Source organism: Amycolatopsis sp. NPDC104863 (assembly GCF_055582965.1).
In genome coordinates, this window is sequence record NZ_JBVJOW010000008.1 from 341,600 (window position 1) to 358,547 (window position 16,948).

Sequence of the window (16,948 nt, forward strand, 5' to 3'; positions counted from 1 at the left end):
TCGGACACGAACCGGGCACGCAGTTCGTCACCACGGGGCCTCCGGTGCCGGCTGTGGTCCGGCGAGAAACGCGGGAGCACCGGGTCGGGACGGCCGGTTTCCCCGGCCGCCCCGACGTGGTCACCGGCGCCGCAGGGCCCGCCCGCGAGTCAGCAGCACCAGGCCGCCGCCTGCGAGGAGCAGGGCGGCTCCCCAGTAGACGCCGATCAGCGAGACCCCGGTGTCGGCCAGCCCGGACGGGCGGAACGCGACGTCGGGGACCAGGTCGTCACCGGATCCGCCGGCCGCGCCGCCGGGGTTCGGGCCGCCCGCCGGGGGCAGCGTCGCGCACCGCGCCGCCAAGGTGACCGTCGGCTCGTCGAGGACGTCCCCGGCCTGGTAGAAGTTCGCGAACGCCTCGGCGCTGGTCAGGGTGGCCTTGATCGCCGAGACCGTCAGCGTGCCGGTGCCCGGGGTCTTCACCGCCGTCGCCAGGTCCAGGTTCGCCAGCGCGACACCGGGCTTGCTGACCGGCGGCGACGGCGCACCGGCGGTCGTCTTCAGGTCGACGTCGGCGTAGAGCGTCCCCTTGCCCCCAGCCACGGTGAGCTTCGGGTTCGCCAGCGTCAGGGTGAAGAAGTGTGCCGGATAACCGAACGTGATCTTGCCGCCGAAAGACGCCGTGTACTCGCCGTCGGAGGTGAGGCTGCCGGTGCCGAGCGGGAACCGGTAGGCGCCGGTCGGGATCGCCTTGCCCGCCACTTCGTCGATGTTCGTGATCTCCGCACCGCCGTCCGCCGTGATCGTGTTCCCGGCACCGCCGCCGACGTAGGAGCGGAAGCTCTTCTTGAAGCCCCACAGCAGGTTTCCCTGCGCGATCGAGCCGGGGGAGAGGGTGCACGCCGGCGGCGGAGTGGTCGTCGACGGCGGAGTCGTGGCCGGCGGGGTGGACGTCGGCGGGGCCGATTCACCGGGGAAGACGAGCCGGCCGGCGTCGAGGTCGGTCCCGGCCGGGTAGAACCCGGCGAACGCGTCCGCGCCGGCTTCGGTCAGCTTGGCCGAGGCGAGGTCGACGACGACGTTCGCGCCGTCCTTGCGGACCTCCTTGACGGTCAGGTCGGCGAAGTCGACCGGGGCCGGTTCGCGGACCTGCTCGGGTGCGGTCTTCGTGCCGTAGAACCGGTACCCGACGGTGGCGCTGAGCTTGCCGGTGCCGTCGCCGGCCAGGGTGAGCTTCGGGTCGGCCAGGCTGAACTGCCAGATCAGGTGCGGTTCGAGGGTGAAGGTGACGCGGCCGTCGAAGCCGACGGACCCCTTCTTGCCGTCCCAGGCCGCCGTCCCGGCCGGCCAGCGGTAGGGGAAGGGAGCCGTGTTCGGTGCGGCCGCGTCGAGAGCGGCGCCCTGGTCCGCGGCGATCGTGCCGCCGAACCGGCTGATGTACCCGCGCCAGCTCTGCTTGATCCCCCAGGCGAGGCCGGTCTCCGTGTCCCCGGGGTCCGGGTCGCCGATGCCGGTGAACTTCAGCGGGGTCGTGCGGTCCCACGTCAGGTCCGGGGTGTCCCAGCCGAACACGAAAACGCTGAACGGCTGGGTCTTCGCGCTGTAGGTGGTGCCCGCGGAGGTGTATTCGGCCTTGACGGTGACCGTCAGCTCCCAGCTGCCGTCGGCGTTCAGTGGGATCTGCGTGCCGACCGGGTCCTTCTTGACCAGCTTGCTGACTTGGAACCCGGTCGCCGTGCGAGCGCGGACGTCGTCCTTGGCCGGGCCGACGCGGACACCGAAACCCTTGCCGTCGTTGGCCGCCGGGTCGAACCCGGTGCCCTTGACGGTGATCGAGGTACCCGCCGGGTCGAGCCCGGTCGCCGAGATGACGGTCACCGCGGGCGCGGCGGCCAGCGCCGGTGGGGCGAGGAGGCAGCCGAGCAGGGTCGCGGCTCCGGCCGCGGCGAGGAGTCTTCGCAGTCTCACGAGGGGTTTCCTTCCTGGTTCCTGGGGGTGCGACGGCGTCGCAGGAGAGGGGGGACGATCAAGGCGGCGGCCGTGACGACCAGCGCGCCGGCGGCGACGAGCCACCACCAGGTGCCGCGGGCGGGTTCGGCGGCCGCCGCGGTCACGGGGGCGGGTTTCGGTGCGGGCGCCGCGGAAGTGGTTGCCGCGACAGCACTCGAGGACGTCGTCGGCGGCGCCGTGGTGCTCGCGGGCGGGCTCGACGGTGGTGCGCTCGTCGCCGGGGGAGGGGCGGCCGCCTGCTTCGGCAGGGCGAACGTCACCGGGGTGAACGTCTCGTTGTTCGCGTTCACGACACCGTGCGCGCCGACGGTGATCAGTCCACATCGGACCCTCAGGCAGTCGACGTCGACCACCGCGCCGTCGCGGTCGGTCGCGCGGAACTTCGCGCCGGGCACCACGAGCTGTGTGCTCCAGCTGCCGTCGGCGGCGATCACGCCGCCGTTGGCCGAGGCCGCGGTGTCGCTGCCCGGGAAGGCGACGAACCGCTGGAAGCCGCGGTTGTCCTTGGCCTCCTTGTCCGGGACGTACCGGTAGGTGGCCCCGGACGCGCCGCCCTTGCTGGGCTGCCACGCGCCGTCGCCGACCCACCCGAACAGCAGGTAGATCCCGCCGTACGCCTTCGGCACGGACTGGAATCCGCTGCCGCGCACGGTGAGCACCGTGGCGTAGCCGGGGTCGGCGGCCGCGGGGGACACGGTGACCCGGGCCGCGGCTTCGGCGGGCGGGGCGAGCACGAGCGGCAACACGGCCGCGGCCAGGACGAGGCCGGTTCGCCGCATCAGTTCTCCTCGGCGTGACGGTGGGGCAGAACGACAGGCCGGCCGGTCCGGGGGTGCGGGAACACCTCGACCGGGTGCCGGTAGACCTCGCTGAGCAGGGCTTCGGTGAGGACCTCGGCGGGCGGCCCGGCCGCGGCGACGGTGCCGCCGGAGAGCAGGACGACCCGGTCGGCGTACGCGGCGGCGAGGCCGAGGTCGTGCAGGACGACGAGCACGGCGTCCCCGGCGGCGGCGCGCTCGGCGGCCACTGTCATGACGCGCTCGGTGTGCCCGAGGTCCAGGGCCGCGGTCGGCTCGTCGAGCAGCAGCACCCCGGCCTCCTGCGCCAGCACCCGGGAAAGCGCGGCGCGGGCCTGCTCACCGCCGGACAGGGTGGGGAACCGGCGGCTCGCGAACGCCGCCATGCCGGTGACTTCCAGCGCCCGCGCGACCGCCGCGTCGTCCCCGGCTTCGGCGGGGGTGCCCCGCCACGGCGCGCGGCCCATCGCGACGACTTCGGCCACGGTGAACGGAAAGCTCACCGTGTTCAGCTGGGGGAGCACGGCCCGCCGCCGCGCCTGCTCGGCCAGCGACCAGCCGCCGAGCTCACTGCCGTCGAGCCGGACGCGGCCGTGCGCGGGCGTGAGGTCTCCGGTGAGCAGGCCCAGCGCGGTCGACTTCCCAGCGCCGTTCGGGCCGGCCAGCACCAGGACCTCCCCGGCGTGCACCGCCAGCGAAACACCGTCGAGCAGCCGCCGTCCGTCGACGCTGTAGGTGACGTCCACCAGCTCCGCCGCGGTCATGCCCAGCCTCCCGCGCGTCGGCGCGTCCGCAGCAGGAGCCAGAAGAAGACCGGCCCGCCGACGAGCGCGGTGAGGATGCCGATCGGCAGGTCGGCGTAGTCGAAGGTGGTGCGGGCGGCCAGATCGGCCGCCGCGAGCAGGACCGCGCCGGCCAGCAGCGACGCCGGCACGAGCACCCGGTGGCCCGGCCCGGTAAGCATCCGCACCGCGTGCGGCACGATCAGCCCGACGAACCCGATGACCCCCGAGTACGACACGGCCGCCGACACCATCAGCGCCACGACGACGATCCCGGTGGCGCGCAGGCGTTCCACGTGCACGCCGAGGTGCCGCGCCGGGCGTTCGCCGAGCGCCAGCAGGTCCAGTCGCCTCGCGAGCAGCAGGGAGACGGCCACACCGACGGCCACCAGCGGCAGGATCGACCCGACGTACGGCCACCGCGCCGAAGCGAGGGAACCCAGCTGCCAGAACACGATCTGCTCCCGCGCGGCCTGGTCACCGGAGAACAGCAGGAACGCGATCACCGCGCTCGCCACGGCGTTGACCGCGACCCCGGTGAGGATGAGCGTCACCACCTCGCTGCGGCCGCCGGAGCGGGACAGGAAGTACACCGTCAAGGTCGTCAGCAGCCCGCCGGCGAAGCCGAGGGCCGGGGTGGTGAACGCGCCGAGGAACGTCCAGCCGGCCACGATGGACAGGCTCGCCCCGACCGCCGCGCCGCCGGAGACGCCGACCACCGCGGGCTCGGCGAGCGGGTTGCCGAACAGGCCCTGCATCAGCGCCCCGGCGACGCCGAGCACCCCGCCGGCCAGCAGGCCGAGCACGACCCGCGGGAAGCGGACCTGCCAGAGCGTGCCTTCGGCGAACGGGTCGGCCAGGCCCGGCCCGATGCCGATGTGGTGCAGCAGCGACGTGACGACGTCGGACACCGGGATGGCGAACTGGCCGGTGCCCGCGGAAACGCAGGCCACGACGACCAGCGCGGCGACGAGCCCGGTGAACAGGGCCGTCACCTTGACCGGACGGGTCATTCGCCGGACCCCGGGGCGTAGAGCGCGCGGGCGAGCGCGTCGAGGACGTCGGGAGTGCGTGGCCCGAAGCTCAGGATCTGGCTGTCGGCCATGTCGACGAACCGGCGGTGCAGGCCGGCCGGGGTCTGCGCGACACCGGGGACGGTCAGCAGCCCGTCGGGGCCGCCGACCGACTCGAGTCCCTTGGTCATCAGCAGGATCACGTCCGGGCGGGCACGCACGAGCGCTTCCGGCGTCATCGGCCGCATCCCCTCGACCCCGGCTTCGCTCGCGACGTCGACGGCGCCGAGCGCGGTGATCAGGGAGTCGGCGCCGGAGCCGCGGCCGAACAGGTAGTACACGCCCGCCTGCCCGCGCAGGTAGAGGAACACCGCACGCAGCTTCCGGTCCGGCTCGGCGGGCGCGAGGCGGGTGATCTCGGCTTTCTTGGCGGCGATGTCGTGGTCGAGGCGCGCCGAAAGCTGTTGTCCCGCTTGGGGAACACCGAGCGCGGCGGCGACGTCGTGCACCAGCGCGCCGACGTTGTCCATCGTCCGCTTCGGGTCGAGCACGACCACCGGGATGCCCGAGCCGCGCAGCTGCAGCACGGCGTCCCACGGCCCGAGCGTCGTGTCCGTCAGCACCACCGTCGGCCGGAGGGCGAGGATCGCTTCGGCGTTGAGCTGGTGGCCGTTGCGCGTCACGAGCGGAAGCCGTTGTGCCGCCGGGAAGCCGGTGGAGACGTCGCGGCCGACGACCCGGTCGCCGAGGCCGAGGCCGAACACCGTCGCGGCGAGCGTGCCCGCCATGTCGAACGCGAGCACCCGGCTCGTGTCCGTGACGGTGACGCGGGTGCCCTGGTGGTCGGTCACGGTGACCGGCAGGTGCTGCGCCGGCGGCGGGGCGGCGATGTCGGGCTGGGCGAGCGTCGCGGTGCTCGGCCCGGTGCGGGACCTCGGGTCCGCCAACGGTTTCAGCGCGGATAGCGGCGCGGCGGGCGCCGCGGTGACCTGCTCCGCGGGTGCCGTCGTGCAGCCGGCGACCGCGGTGGCCAGCAGCAGGACGGCAGCGGGCAGCAACCCCCTTGACAACATTAGGTAAGGCTAACCATATTGATCACGAGTAGGTAAGGCTTACCTAATCTCCGTTACCTCGTTGTGATCGAAGGGATTCCCGTCATGTCGAAGAGATCCGTCCTGGCCCGCGTCGCCGTGGTCGCCACCGCCGCAGCTGCCTTCGGGAGCGTCGCGGTCGCGCCCGCCTTCGCGGCCGCCAGCTCGGCCACGCACAACGGCTTCACCCTCAGCGCGTCCAATGCCACCGGGCTCGCCGCCGCCGGCGAGACGATCACCGTCACCGGCAGCGGGTACAACCCGGCGAACGGCTACTACGTCGCGCTGTGCGCGGTGCCCGAGGACTACTCCTACGGCGTCAAGCCGAGCCCGTGCGCGGGCGGCGACGGCCAGGGCGGCACCGGGGTCGGCCCGTCGGCGTGGGTGACGAACCTGCCGGGCGGCACCGCCACGATCGCCGCGAACGGCACGTTCACCACGCGGATCCGGATCGCCCGCGCGAACAGCGGTCTCGACTGCGGCGACCCCGCCGTCACGTGTGCGATCGTGTCGCGCCGGGACCACCTGTCCGCGGCCGACCGCACCGCCGACGTCTTCGTCCCGGTCACCTTCTCCTGATCGGCGAGCGGGGTGCGGGTCGCCCGCACCCCGCTTGACAGGCCGGTTAGGGTCGCTTTAGTTTTAGGGGGTAACTAACTGGTGGGGGGAACTGCGGTGACGAGCACCGGAGGCGGCCGTCCCGCGAAGATCGCGGTGGCCGACATTGTCCGGGCCGGTCGTGAGCTGGGGCTGCGGCAGCTGAGCGTCAAGGCGGTGGCGACGCGGCTGGGGGTCACGTCGACGGCCCTGTACCGGCACGTCGAGGGGCGGTGGGGGCTGGAGCGGCTGGTCGGCGAGAGCCTCCTGGCCGAGCTCCGGCTGCGGGACGACCCGGCGCACGACACGACCCGGCACCTCGTGGCGTTCGCGCTGCAGCTGCGGGAGTTCGCCCTGGCGCACCCGGGGCTCGCCGGGTACCTGCAGCTGCTGTTCCCGCGAGGAGAGGGCGGGCAGCGGGCGCTGGCCGCCGAGGTCGAGGCGCTCGGCCGGCGCGGGTACGCGGTGGACGCGGCGATCGTGCTCAGCGGCGCGGTCGCCTCGCTGACCGTCGCGATGACCGTGTCGGAAGAAGCCAGTGCCACGGCCGAAGACCAGGACGGCGAGGGCCTGGACCGCGAGCGGCGGGCGGTGGTCGGCCGGCTGGTCTCCGACGAGCGGCTCGGGCCCGCGCACACGACGTTGCCGCAGCTCGAGCGGCCGCTGTACGTGCGGTTGCTGCTGACCGCGGCGATCCGGGGCCTGGTGGCGGTCTGCCCGCCCGGCCGCCCGGTGGCCGAGATGGTGGCCGAGCTGGCGGCCACCGGAGGGGAGCTCTAGATGGCACGCGGTGTCCAGGGCGCGATCCTGCGCGGGCTCGGGGCGCGGGACCACGAAGCGACGGTCACCGGCACCGAACAGCTCGCGCCGCACTTCGTCCGGATCCGGTTCACCGCGCCGACGTTGTTCGACGACGTCGTGCCCGGGCCGGCCGCGTGGCTGCGCTTCTGGTTCCCCGACCCGGACGGCGGGCCGGCCGAGCACCAGCGGGCGTACACGATCTCCGAAGCGGACCCGGCGGCCGGCACGTTCGCGGTCGACGTCGTGCTGCACACCCCGGCCGGGCCCGCGTCACGCTGGGCCCGGTCCGCGCGGCCCGGGACGACGGTTCCGGTGACGTCGCTGGGATCCACCACGTTCGAGCCCGGCACCCCAGCGGGGTGGCTCCTCGTCGGCGACGCCGCGTCGATGCCGGCGATCGACGCGATCCTGGCGGTGGTCCCCGCCGAGCTGCCGGTGGCGGTCTACCTGGAGGAACACGTCCCCGACGACCGCCTGATCCCGCTGCGGGCGCACCCCCGCGCGCGGGTCCACTGGGTACCGCGGCGGGACGCGGGGTCGCTGGCCGCGGCGATCGAGGAGCGGGACTGGTCGGGCTGGCGGGCGTGGGTCGCGACCGAGTCGGGATCGTTCCGGCAGGTGCGCACCCGGTTGCGGGGGAGCTTCGGACTGCCGAAGACCGACGTGCACGGGCGGGCCTACTGGTACCACGGGCGCGCGATGGGCTCGTTCCGGTCCGGAAAGGACGGTGCGGGCGCGGCCGCCGGGGGGGCGCCCCCGACGCACACCCAGGGGACCTCGGAATGGGTTCCCACCCCGGACGGCCGCCGGTTGCACACGATGGTGCTGGGCTCCGGCGCCGGGCCGACGGTCGTCTTCGAGGCCGGCGCCGCGGCGAGCCGCTCGTCGTGGGCCGCCGTGCAGCCGGTGGTCGCCCGGCACACCCGGGCGATCGTCTACGACCGCGCGGGCTTGGGGCGCAGCGAGCCCGATCCCGCCGGCCGTACCCTGACGCGGCTGGCCGGTGACCTCACCACGGTCCTCGACCACTTCGGCCCGGGCCCGTTCGTCCTCGTCGGGCACAGCGCCGGCGGCCCGATCACCCGGCTCGCGGCCGCCGCGCGCCCGGAGCGGATCGCCGGCCTGGTCCTGGTCGACCCCACCGACGAAGCCGCGGACGTCCTTTTCGGACGGACGTTCCGCCGCGCCGAACGGCTCGCGCTCGGCGCGGGCGCCGTGCTGGCCCGGCTGGGGCTGCTCAGGGTCGTCTTCCGCGGGCTGCTGAAGGGTGTCCCGGACGATGTCGGCCGCGACCTGCGCCGCGAGGCGTTCGGGCCGGGGGTGGTCCGGACCCAGCGGGAGCAGGCGAAGACGTTCCTCGACGAGCTGGCGACGTGGCGGTCCGCGCCGCCCGAGCTGGGCGGCGTCCCGGTGACCGTCATCTCGGGCGGCCGTCCCGGGGACGGCATGAGCACGGCGATGCGCGCGGCGGCGAACGCGTCCCACGCCCGCCGGGCGGCGGGTGGCCGGCACGTGGTCGCCGCGCGCTCCGGGCACTACGTCCCGCTGACCGAACCCGAGGTGGTCGCCGCCGAGGTCGTCCGGCTGCTCTGATCGACCGACGGCGGCAGAAACCCGTGCTCCGACAGGTCGAACCAGTTGCCTTCCGGGTCGATCGCGCGGTATTCGGCGAACGGGCGGTCGCCGCCGCGCAGGGCCGGGCGGGGGACACCGGCCGCGGTGAGCGTCTCCGCCAGCGGGGCCACCGCCGGCACCTCGAAGCCGAAGTGGTTGAACCCCGTCGCGACGTCGCCGGTCAGCTGCTGCTGGATGAGCGCCAGGTTGAGGTACCCGTCGGTGACGAAGTGGCTGCCGTCGGGGTCGGTGTGGAACAGCTCCATCTCGAACTGCGTGCAGTAGAACTCGGCCATGCGCTGGGCGTCCCGGACGACGAAGGCGAGGTGGCGCAGGCGGGGGCGGGTCATGCGGGTCCCTTCGGGATCATGTTGTGGAAGGCGGCGATCTCGGCGACGTCGCCGTGGCGGACGACGGCCGCGGCGTGCGTCACCACCCCGGCGGGGTGGATCTCCGACGTGACGTGCACCAGCGAGAGATCCGGCGCCAGGGGACGGACCAAGGTCACCGACGCCGACAGCGTCGTCCCGCGGTAGGCCGAAGCGAAGAGGCGGCCGTGGCTGTCCTCGACCGCGGCACGACCGGAAACGGCTTCCCCGCGGACGTTCACGAAGGCGACGTCGGCGGCGAACACCGAGGCGAACCGCGCCGCGTCGCCGGCCGCCCAGCCCGCCGCCATCGTGTCCCACAGGGCCGGGATGCGGTGGTCGGTCACGCGCTCACCACGGCCGCCGAGGCGTGGACGCGCAGGGACAGCGGCGCACAGTCGCCGTCCCACGCGCCGAGTGAGTAGTAGAACGCGCCGTGCCGCCGTTCGAGGTAACAGACGACGTTCAGCGGCCAGCCCGCGCCGCGGAACACGTATTCGTCCATCGGGGTCGGCCGGTCGCTCAGCGGACGGTCGCGTTCGCATTCCGGGCCGAGCCGGTGCCAGTCCGGATGCAGGTGGATCGAACCGAGCACGTCGAGGTCACGCGCGCCGGCGTCCCGCGTGATGCGAAGCAGGTCGGCGGGGTCGAACCACCAGGCGCGCACCGGGTTTTCGTACGCGGAGCCGAACCGCGGGACGATGGCGGCCGCGAACTCCGCCCGGGCACTGGGATCCGTCGTGCGGGCATTGCGGCCGAAGGCGAGGTCGGACACGACGACGGCGTCGTCGGCGAACGCGCCGAGCAGCACCGCGAAACAGGGTCTCGGTTCTTCCGGGGTGATGAACGCGTATTCGGCGGCCGCGGCGTCGAGGAAGCGGCGCAGCACGTCGTCGGACAACAGCACGGGAAGAGCCGGCTTCCCGCTCACCGGAACCGAAACCAGAACAGTCACCCCGGAAACGTAAACGCGCGCCCGGCTCGGTGGCGATGATCGTCACGGAGTCGGCCCTATTGCATCGGGCGATAACGTTCCGATCATGCGTCTGGAAATCCGGCACCTGGAACTCGTGGTCGAGGTCGCCGCGGCCGGCAGCCTGCGGCGGGCGGCCGCACGGCTGCACCTGAGCCAGCCCGCCGTGACCACGCAGCTCAAGCGGATCGAGCAGCTCGTCGGCGGCTCGCTGTTCGTCCGCTCGGCCGAGGGTGTGCTGCCCACCCACGCCGGCGCCGAGTTCGTGCGTGACGCGCGCACCCTGCTGCGCCAGTTCGAAGTCCTGCAACGCACCGCGCGCGTGAACACCCGCGTCGAGGCGGGCGCGCCGGTCAAGGTCGGTGGGATCCCGGCGCAGCAGTTCAGCCTGCTCGTCAACACGCTCACCGCGATGGTGCCGCGGCGGGAGGTCACCAGCCGCACGATCCGCGAGACGGGAGCCCTCACCGCGTTGCTGCGTTCGGGCGAGCTGGACGTCGCGGTGCTGCGCGAGTTCCCCGGCTTCCCCTTGCAGCTGCCCGAAGGCGTGGAACACCGGCTGCTGCTGCGGGAGCCGTTCTTCGTCGGTGTCGCGGAAGGACACCCGCTCGCCGGGCGGGGCGAGATCGGCCTCGCCGAGCTGGCCGACGAGAAGTGGGTGATGCCCGACCCCGACGACAGCGGCATGAACGACTACTTCGCGCGCGTCTGCGCGTCGGCGGGTTTCGAGCACCGCATCACGCACTTCACGAACGAAGCGCACGTCGCTTTCGCGCTGACGCGGGAGAACCGCGCGATCTGCCCGCTCTACCCGATCGGCACGGCCCGCGACGGCCTGGCGACCCTCTCGCTCACCGGGACCCCGCTGCACCGCGGGCTGGTGCTCGCCTGGCGCACGGAGTCCGCGCTCGCCGCGCTGGTGGACGAGGTGTGCGAGGAGATCCGGCTGGGCTACCTGGCCCTCGTCGAGAGCACGCCGGGCTACCGGCGGTGGTGGCACGACGGCGGGGCGGCGTTCGCCCTGCCGTGAGCGGGCCGGTCACCGCGAGAGGGCCGCGACCAGCCCGGCCGACCCCGGCGCGCCGAGGCGGACGAACATCGGCGTGACGTCGAGCGGCGCGGGGTAGTTGCGCAGAGTGCGACCGCCGAGCTCGACCCGCTTGGTGTGCGGGTCGAACCACAGGCCGGCGGGCAGGACGACGTCGCGGGTGGTGCCTGCGGCGAGCACCGGTGCGGCCAGTAGCGCCGGGCCGAGCAGCCACTCGTCGTCGATCGTGTCGAAGCGGTGGTCCCGCGGGAAGTCGAAGAACACCGGCCGCATGATCGGCGTCCCGTCCGCGACCGCCTGCTTCACCTGGGTCTTCAAGTAGTCCGCCAGCTTCGCGTGGGTCCGCACGGCGCCGGCGTACCGCTCGGCGGTGCCGGCCGGGTAGGTCACCGTCTGGCCGGTGGTGGTGTCGACGGTCGTCACCGGCGACGTCGAGGCGTACATCAGCGGCATCAGCGACGCCGCCTGCGCCCAGCGCACGAGCACCTCCGGCGAGGGCGGCGGCTCGCTGTTGGAGCCGCCGATCATGTCCGTCTCGACAAACGGGTACCCGTCGGTGGAGATGACCGAGGCCCGGCGAACGGAGGTGCGCAGGCCGTCCCACGTCGTGTCGGCGTCGACCGCCCGGATCACGAAGCCGTAGCGCTGGGTGCCCCAGTGGGTGCGGATGCCGGCGCCCTGCTGGTCGAAACTGTCGGTCATGTCCGCGCCGAGCCGCTGGTAGTCCTGCGGGGTCAGTCCGCCCGAGGTGGCGCAGCTGTCGTCGAAGAAGCGGGTGTCGAACTTGAAGCCGTCGACGCCGTAGCCGGCCATGAGCGTGCGCAGGTTGCCGGTGTACCAGTCGCGCGCCTGCGGGTTGCCGAGGTCGATGATGCCCGCGGTACCGTTCCACCACTTGACGGTGCACGGTTCGCTGGTTCCCTTGGCGCGCAGCAGGTAACCGTGGTCGCGGGCGTAGGCGTAGTTGGCCGAGTCGAGGTTGATCCAGAACGTCGTCCACAGCCCGAACTTCTGGCCCAGCGCGTGGACGTCGTCGACGAGCTTCTTGGGCGCGGGGAACGTCTTCGGGTCGAAGGTCAGGTTGCCGTAGTTCGACTCCCACTTGTCGTCGAGCTGCACGGTGTGCCCGGCGACCCCCGCGGTCTTCAGGTCGCGTGCCCAGGCGAGGACCTTGTCCTGGTCGATGTTGCGGTAGTACTGCGCCCACGAGTTCCACAGTGGACTGGTGTATTCGGCGTCGGAGGCGTCGCTCTTGGCGGGCTTGCCGACTTCGCCGAGGTAGTCGTCGTAAACCGCCCGCCGGCTCGATTCGACGAAGATCGTGCTGGAGTACTCGGCCGAGCCGGTGACGGTGAGGTCGGCGCGCCCGTTCGCGAGCGCGACCTTCATCGGCTGCGCGGTGCGCACGAAGAGACCGATCGACTTCGACGTCGAGAAGTACGGCTCCTGCATCATGTAGCTGGCGGGGGAGAACTCGGGTTCGTCGACGACGCCGGCGGAGAGCGGGTAGGGCTGGGGTTTGCCTTCGCTGGTCTCACCGCCGCCGTACCAGTGCCCGGACGTCGCCAGGTCGAAGTGGGTCGCCCGGTCGCCGGCCGCCTCGCCGGCCACCGACCAGCTGAGCTCGAAACGGTCCGCTTTCGGCGTCAACCGCAAGGTCACGGGCTTGCCGGCGGTGCTGTCGGCCACCGCGACGAGCGTGTCCCCGTGCTTCTCGACCGACCGCACCCGCGTGGCGACCCCGCCGGCGAAGGTGAAGGCGTCGGGAGCCGTGCGCAGGAGCTGCTCACCGCCCCGGGACACGCTGATCCCGAGGCGGTGCGTGTCGACGCGCAGCTGGTAGCCGGGGGCGTCGCCGCTGCGAGGCACGGTCAGCGACGCCTGCTGGGCCGCGGCGGCCGGTGTCGCGCCGGCGAGCAGCAGGCCGATGGTCCCGAACACCAGTGTGCGTCGCTGCACCCGAGCCTCCAGTAAGTGCGAGAAGTTGCTCGTTACTGCGCTGGATTGCGCAGGAGTAAGCAGACAGGGTGACGCGGTTGCTTGTCAAGGGGGTGCGCTACCCGCCGAGCTGGGTCAGCGGGAGCCGCTGGAACACGATGGTTTCGTACGGCCCCGCCGTGCCCGTCTCGTACAGCAGCCCGACCGTGAGCGGGTCGGCCTGGACGAGGTCGGAGTACGCCGCCGGGCCGGTGGTCAGCGTGCGGCCCGCGTGCCAGGTGTGCCCGCGGTCGGTGCTCAGCCGCAGCCGCATCACCGTGCGCGTCGCGGGGTCGGCCGGGCCGGAGTACAGCACCAGCCACGGCAGGGTCGTCTGCAGCACGCTGCCCTCGACCTTCGTCCCGGACACCGACGGCTGCGCCCGGTACGGCCGGACCAGGGTCTTGCCGCCGTCGACGCTGTAACCGTCGACGCGGTGCTCGGGCGCGGAACCCTGGTTGCGGCTGGAGAAGTAGAGCGTGCCGTCGGGCAGCTCGGTCGCCGTCGTCTCGTTCGCCGCGACGACGCCGTCGGTGCGGTCGTCGGTGAAGCCGATGTGCCAGGTGCGGCCGTTGTCGTCGCTGTAGAGGTCGTGGCCGCCGTAGTACTTCGGCTCCGTGCCGACGTCGGCCGAGCCGGCCGGCGGGGAGCTGGAGTGGTTGGCGGGCACCACGATCCGGCCCGCGTGCGGGCCGTGGCGCAGCAGCGTCGCGTGCCCGGGACCGGTGGCGTACCACCGCCAGCCTGGCAGCTTCGTGTCCGCGGTGATGTCGCGCGCGGCGGTCCAGGTGCGGCCGTTGTCCCCGCTGCGCTGGACGAACACGCGGCGGGTGTCCTGCTCGGACGCCTCACCGGACATGATCTGCTTCTCCGAGACGAGTCCGTTGTGGACGGTCAGCAGCACCAGGTCGCCGTTGCGCGCGAGCACCGGAGTCGGGTTGCCCGCGGTCGCGTCGCCGTTGCTGGTGACCACGGACAAGGCGCCCCAGGTGCAGCCGCCGTCGCGGGAGCTGCGCGAGACGGTCTGGATGGCGCCCGAGTCGCCCGCCGAGTCGCGCCGGCCCTCCGCGAACGCCACCAGTGCGCCGTTCGCCGCGCGCACCACGGCCGGGATGCGGAACGTGTCGTACCCCTCGGTGCCCGAGGTGAACGGCACGGAAGACGCGCAGCCGTGGGCCGGCGCGGCCGTGGCCGCCGGGGTGAGGGGCAGCCAGACCACGGCCGCTGCCAGCAGAATCGTGCCGAACCTGCGTGTCGGTGCCACCGGCGCCGCCTCCTCGCTGAGGAATGGAGAGCTAGGACATGGGATGTCCGACGTCCTATGTCCCGACAACCTAGGAGGCGCGTGCGCGCGCGTCAAGGACCACGCTGAGCGCCGGTTCGGCTACCCAGCGAGAAGGAACGGTTTCACCGCAACGAGTTCAGGAACTCCGCGCCGTAGTCGTGGTCGTCGTCGTCCGGGCCGGGCTCCGGTCCCGGCTCCGCATCCGGAAGGGCCGCGAGCGCCGCGATCTCCTCCTGGGTCCGGGCCGCCGCGCCGTCGAGGGCCGCCTGCCGGTCCGCCTCGGGCAGGGCGTGCCACTCGGCGATGCCCGCGTGCGCCGCTTCGAGCGTCTCGTCACTCAGATACGAGCGGTACAGCAGGTCTTCCGGCTTCGCCCGGCCGGCCAGGACGTCGCGGGCGAAGTCGGCCAGGTCGCCTTCGCCGCGGGCCAGCAGCACCATCTGGTTGTGCCTCGCGCGCCGGCCCTGCTCGGTGCGCCACGGTGAGCTCTCCACGTCAGGTCCCCGGGTGCTTGTAGGGTTCGCCGGGCCAGGCCTTCGCGGCGATCTCGCCGTTCCCCGCCACCAGTTCGGCGATCGACGCGATCGTGTGCGCCAGCGTGTTCAGTGTGTCGATGGCCGTGCGCAGCGGGGTCACCTCGGTCAGCACCCCCGCGATCGCTTGCCGGACGGACTCGCCGTCGCCGAGACCGGCGATGCCCAGCAGGAACAACTCGAGAGCCTTGCCGAGCTTGAGGACCTTGCCGAGCAGGGCGTCGAGGAGCCCTTCGAGCGCGATGTCGAGCGCCTGCATCGCGTCGTAGGCGGCGCGGGCGAAGTTCTTGATCTTCCAGCCGGCTTCGGTGCAGAACTTCGCGTGTTCCGCGCAGGCGTACGAGTAGTCGGTCAGCCAGGCGCGCGCGGCCTCGCCGGCGTGCCCGGTCCAGCGTTCCTGGATGCCGAACCGGCCGCGGTCGACGTTCTGCTTGATCTTGCCGAACGCGATTCCGGTGTCCTCGAACACCATGCCCTGCCGCAGCAGCGCGTCCCAGTCGCCGGCCACCAGCTTCTCGACGACGGTCAGCAGGTCGATCCCGACCAGCTTCGTCAGCAGGCCCCGCGCCGCCCCGGAGATCGACGCCCCGCCCGCGATCCGGTCGGCGATGCGCTGCAGCTCGATGTTCCAGCCGCCGAACGCGTCTTCGCCCGGGTTGTCCGGGCCGGTGTACTCGAGCTCGGGGTGCCGGGGGTTGCGGGACGCGTTCTCGAAGTCGGTGAAGGCCGCCGCGGTTTCCGGCGAGGCGACGTCGCCGGGCGCGACCCGCTCGGACAGCGCGTCCGGATAGGACGCGTCGGCCTTCGCCGCGGCCTCGTGGTCGGTCTCCCGGTACAGCTTGGCCACGGCGACGAGCGCGGTGTCGTAGGCGTGCGCGAGCGACTCGGCCTTGCCGCCGTTGGCGACGGCGAGCTCCTGCCACCGGTCGAGCGGCGCGGCCAGCTTGCCCAGCAGCCCCTCACCCCATTCGTTCGGGCCGTCGGTGGCCGCGGCGCGGTAGAGCCCGGCCGCGGCGCCGGCCCGCCCGGCCAGCGCGCCGAGCTTCCCGATCGCGTCCGGGTCGGCGGTGAAGGTGCTGCTGATGGTCGTGCCTTTCGAATCCGAGGGTGCTGACGCAGGTGCACGCGCGCCGCGGTGATCCGGTTTAGTGTCGGTGGTGCGTGTGACACTGGCGAGGTGAACTTCGTCTTCGACGCCGAGCTCTGGGAGTGGGACGCCCGGCGCACCGAGAGCTGGACCTTCGTCAGCCTGCCCGTGGCCGCGTCGGAGGAGATCCGGGAGTTCGCCGCCGGCCCCCGGCGGGGCTTCGGGGCGGTGCGCGTCCGGGTCCGGGTCGGGGCGACGACCTGGCGGACGTCGATCTTCCCGGACAGCGGCCGCGGCGGTTACGTGCTGCCCGTCAAGCGAGCTGTCCGGCAGGCCGAGGGCCTCGAAATCGGGGGCACGCTGACCGTGAGCGTCGAGCTGATCAACGTCTGAAACCCTCGGTCGGTGCAGGATCTGCGGAAAACCGATCCCCGCACGCACGAATCTGTCAGAATTCGGCCACTGTCCGCCCCCGCATACACGCAAGGAGACACGATGTCCGCCCAGATGGACGAGCTGATCGCCCAGTTCGAGCACTTCCGGGCCAAGGTGCAGCAGGCCGAGGCCCGCTTCGCCGACGTCGGCGACATGCAGGAGCGGATCGCCCGGGTCGAGACCACCGTCACCTCGCCGGACGGCACCGTCACGGTGGCCGCGGGCGCCGGTGGCACGATCACCGACGTCCGGCTCACCGCGGGCGCCATGCGCGTCGAGGCCGGTCAGCTGGCCGCCACGATCATGAGCACCATCCGCGCCGCGGTGGCCGGCGCCGTCCGGCAGCAGGCCGGGATCGTGGACGACACCTTCGGCGACACGCTCGGCGTGAACGTCTCCGAGCAGGTGCGCCAGGCCCAGACCGAAGCGTTCGGAACCGCGGCGGCCGAACCCGCGTCGGAACCGCAGCCGCAGCACCCGGCGCGGCCCGCCCGCCGTCGCCCGGCCGGCGACGACGACTACTTCGACGACCAGGGCCCCATCCTCCGCCGATCCTAG

The 16,948-nt window shown here is 72.9% G+C and carries 18 protein-coding genes; 6 read left to right on the forward strand and 12 right to left on the reverse strand.

The features are described 5' to 3' along the window. Positions 1–120: 120 nt before the first annotated feature. The 5 genes from ACZ63J_RS37660 to ACZ63J_RS37680 are packed head-to-tail and all read right to left on the reverse strand — an operon-like array spanning position 121 to position 5,654. Positions 121–1,947: an HtaA domain-containing protein gene (locus ACZ63J_RS37660; RefSeq protein ID WP_465404275.1), complete on the reverse strand. Its 1,827-nt coding sequence runs from the start codon at positions 1,945–1,947 to the stop codon at positions 121–123. After that, on the reverse strand, positions 1,944–2,768 hold the full coding sequence (locus ACZ63J_RS37665; protein WP_465404274.1) for a hypothetical protein: 825 nt from the start codon (positions 2,766–2,768) through the stop codon (positions 1,944–1,946). Before ACZ63J_RS37665 ends, ACZ63J_RS37660 begins: the two co-directional genes overlap by 4 nt. Further along, entirely contained in the window at positions 2,768–3,550 is a 783-nt protein-coding gene (locus ACZ63J_RS37670; protein ID WP_465404272.1) for a heme ABC transporter ATP-binding protein, read from the reverse strand. Before ACZ63J_RS37670 ends, ACZ63J_RS37665 begins: the two co-directional genes overlap by 1 nt. Continuing rightward, positions 3,547–4,581, reverse strand: coding sequence for a FecCD family ABC transporter permease (locus ACZ63J_RS37675; protein WP_465404270.1), 1,035 nt, complete (start codon positions 4,579–4,581; stop codon positions 3,547–3,549). Before ACZ63J_RS37675 ends, ACZ63J_RS37670 begins: the two co-directional genes overlap by 4 nt. After that, the gene (locus tag ACZ63J_RS37680; protein ID WP_465404268.1) at positions 4,578–5,654 is read right to left on the reverse strand and encodes a heme/hemin ABC transporter substrate-binding protein; all 1,077 of its coding nucleotides are present in this window, start codon (positions 5,652–5,654) and stop codon (positions 4,578–4,580) included. Before ACZ63J_RS37680 ends, ACZ63J_RS37675 begins: the two co-directional genes overlap by 4 nt. A gap of 84 nt (positions 5,655–5,738) precedes the next feature. Here ACZ63J_RS37680 and ACZ63J_RS37685 point away from each other — a divergent pair, with 84 nt between their 5' ends. The 3 genes from ACZ63J_RS37685 to ACZ63J_RS37695 all read left to right on the forward strand — a co-directional run bounded on the left by ACZ63J_RS37685 (position 5,739) and on the right by ACZ63J_RS37695 (position 8,663). Next, positions 5,739–6,251, forward strand: coding sequence for a hypothetical protein (locus tag ACZ63J_RS37685; RefSeq protein WP_465404266.1), 513 nt, complete (start codon positions 5,739–5,741; stop codon positions 6,249–6,251). A gap of 96 nt (positions 6,252–6,347) precedes the next feature. Continuing rightward, positions 6,348–7,049 (forward strand): TetR/AcrR family transcriptional regulator, encoded by a 702-nt coding sequence (locus ACZ63J_RS37690; RefSeq protein ID WP_465404264.1) that lies wholly within the window; start codon positions 6,348–6,350, stop codon positions 7,047–7,049. Further along, positions 7,050–8,663, forward strand: coding sequence for an alpha/beta fold hydrolase (locus ACZ63J_RS37695; RefSeq protein ID WP_465439826.1), 1,614 nt, complete (start codon positions 7,050–7,052; stop codon positions 8,661–8,663). Here ACZ63J_RS37695 and ACZ63J_RS37700 read toward each other — a convergent pair. The 3 genes from ACZ63J_RS37700 to ACZ63J_RS37710 are packed head-to-tail and all read right to left on the reverse strand — an operon-like array spanning position 8,606 to position 10,007. Continuing rightward, on the reverse strand, positions 8,606–9,034 hold the full coding sequence (locus tag ACZ63J_RS37700) for a VOC family protein (protein WP_465407362.1): 429 nt from the start codon (positions 9,032–9,034) through the stop codon (positions 8,606–8,608). The two genes, ACZ63J_RS37695 and ACZ63J_RS37700, sit on opposite strands and share 58 nt — an antisense overlap. Next, positions 9,031–9,399: an SgcJ/EcaC family oxidoreductase gene (locus ACZ63J_RS37705; RefSeq protein ID WP_465407360.1), complete on the reverse strand. Its 369-nt coding sequence runs from the start codon at positions 9,397–9,399 to the stop codon at positions 9,031–9,033. The genes ACZ63J_RS37700 and ACZ63J_RS37705 overlap by 4 nt, the downstream gene beginning before the upstream one ends. After that, positions 9,396–10,007, reverse strand: a complete 612-nt coding sequence (locus ACZ63J_RS37710) for a hypothetical protein (RefSeq protein ID WP_465337219.1) — start codon at positions 10,005–10,007, stop codon at positions 9,396–9,398. The genes ACZ63J_RS37705 and ACZ63J_RS37710 overlap by 4 nt, the downstream gene beginning before the upstream one ends. A gap of 85 nt (positions 10,008–10,092) precedes the next feature. On the opposite strand from ACZ63J_RS37710, the gene ACZ63J_RS37715 reads away from it, so the two are divergent. Next, on the forward strand, positions 10,093–11,055 hold the full coding sequence (locus tag ACZ63J_RS37715) for a LysR family transcriptional regulator (protein WP_465407358.1): 963 nt from the start codon (positions 10,093–10,095) through the stop codon (positions 11,053–11,055). 9 nt (positions 11,056–11,064) lie between these two features. On the opposite strand, the gene ACZ63J_RS37720 is transcribed toward ACZ63J_RS37715, so the two are convergent. The 4 genes from ACZ63J_RS37720 to ACZ63J_RS37735 form a co-directional block, all read right to left on the reverse strand. After that, on the reverse strand, positions 11,065–13,032 hold the full coding sequence (locus ACZ63J_RS37720) for a glycoside hydrolase family 31 protein (protein ID WP_465407356.1): 1,968 nt from the start codon (positions 13,030–13,032) through the stop codon (positions 11,065–11,067). A 97-nt stretch (positions 13,033–13,129) separates the two neighbouring features. Next, positions 13,130–14,314 carry a sialidase family protein gene (locus ACZ63J_RS37725; protein ID WP_465407354.1) on the reverse strand — a complete coding sequence of 395 codons (1,185 nt, stop codon included), beginning with the start codon at positions 14,312–14,314 and terminating at the stop codon, positions 13,130–13,132. A 143-nt stretch (positions 14,315–14,457) separates the two neighbouring features. Beyond that, positions 14,458–14,829: a hypothetical protein gene (locus ACZ63J_RS37730; RefSeq protein WP_465407352.1), complete on the reverse strand. Its 372-nt coding sequence runs from the start codon at positions 14,827–14,829 to the stop codon at positions 14,458–14,460. A gap of 1 nt (position 14,830) precedes the next feature. Further along, positions 14,831–15,715: a hypothetical protein gene (locus ACZ63J_RS37735; protein WP_465407350.1), complete on the reverse strand. Its 885-nt coding sequence runs from the start codon at positions 15,713–15,715 to the stop codon at positions 14,831–14,833. A 330-nt stretch (positions 15,716–16,045) separates the two neighbouring features. On the opposite strand from ACZ63J_RS37735, the gene ACZ63J_RS37740 reads away from it, so the two are divergent. Both ACZ63J_RS37740 and ACZ63J_RS37745 read left to right on the forward strand, forming a co-directional pair. Then, the gene (locus tag ACZ63J_RS37740) at positions 16,046–16,348 is read left to right on the forward strand and encodes a DUF1905 domain-containing protein (protein WP_465305854.1); all 303 of its coding nucleotides are present in this window, start codon (positions 16,046–16,048) and stop codon (positions 16,346–16,348) included. A 102-nt stretch (positions 16,349–16,450) separates the two neighbouring features. Next, positions 16,451–16,948, forward strand: coding sequence for a YbaB/EbfC family nucleoid-associated protein (locus ACZ63J_RS37745; RefSeq protein WP_465407349.1), 498 nt, complete (start codon positions 16,451–16,453; stop codon positions 16,946–16,948).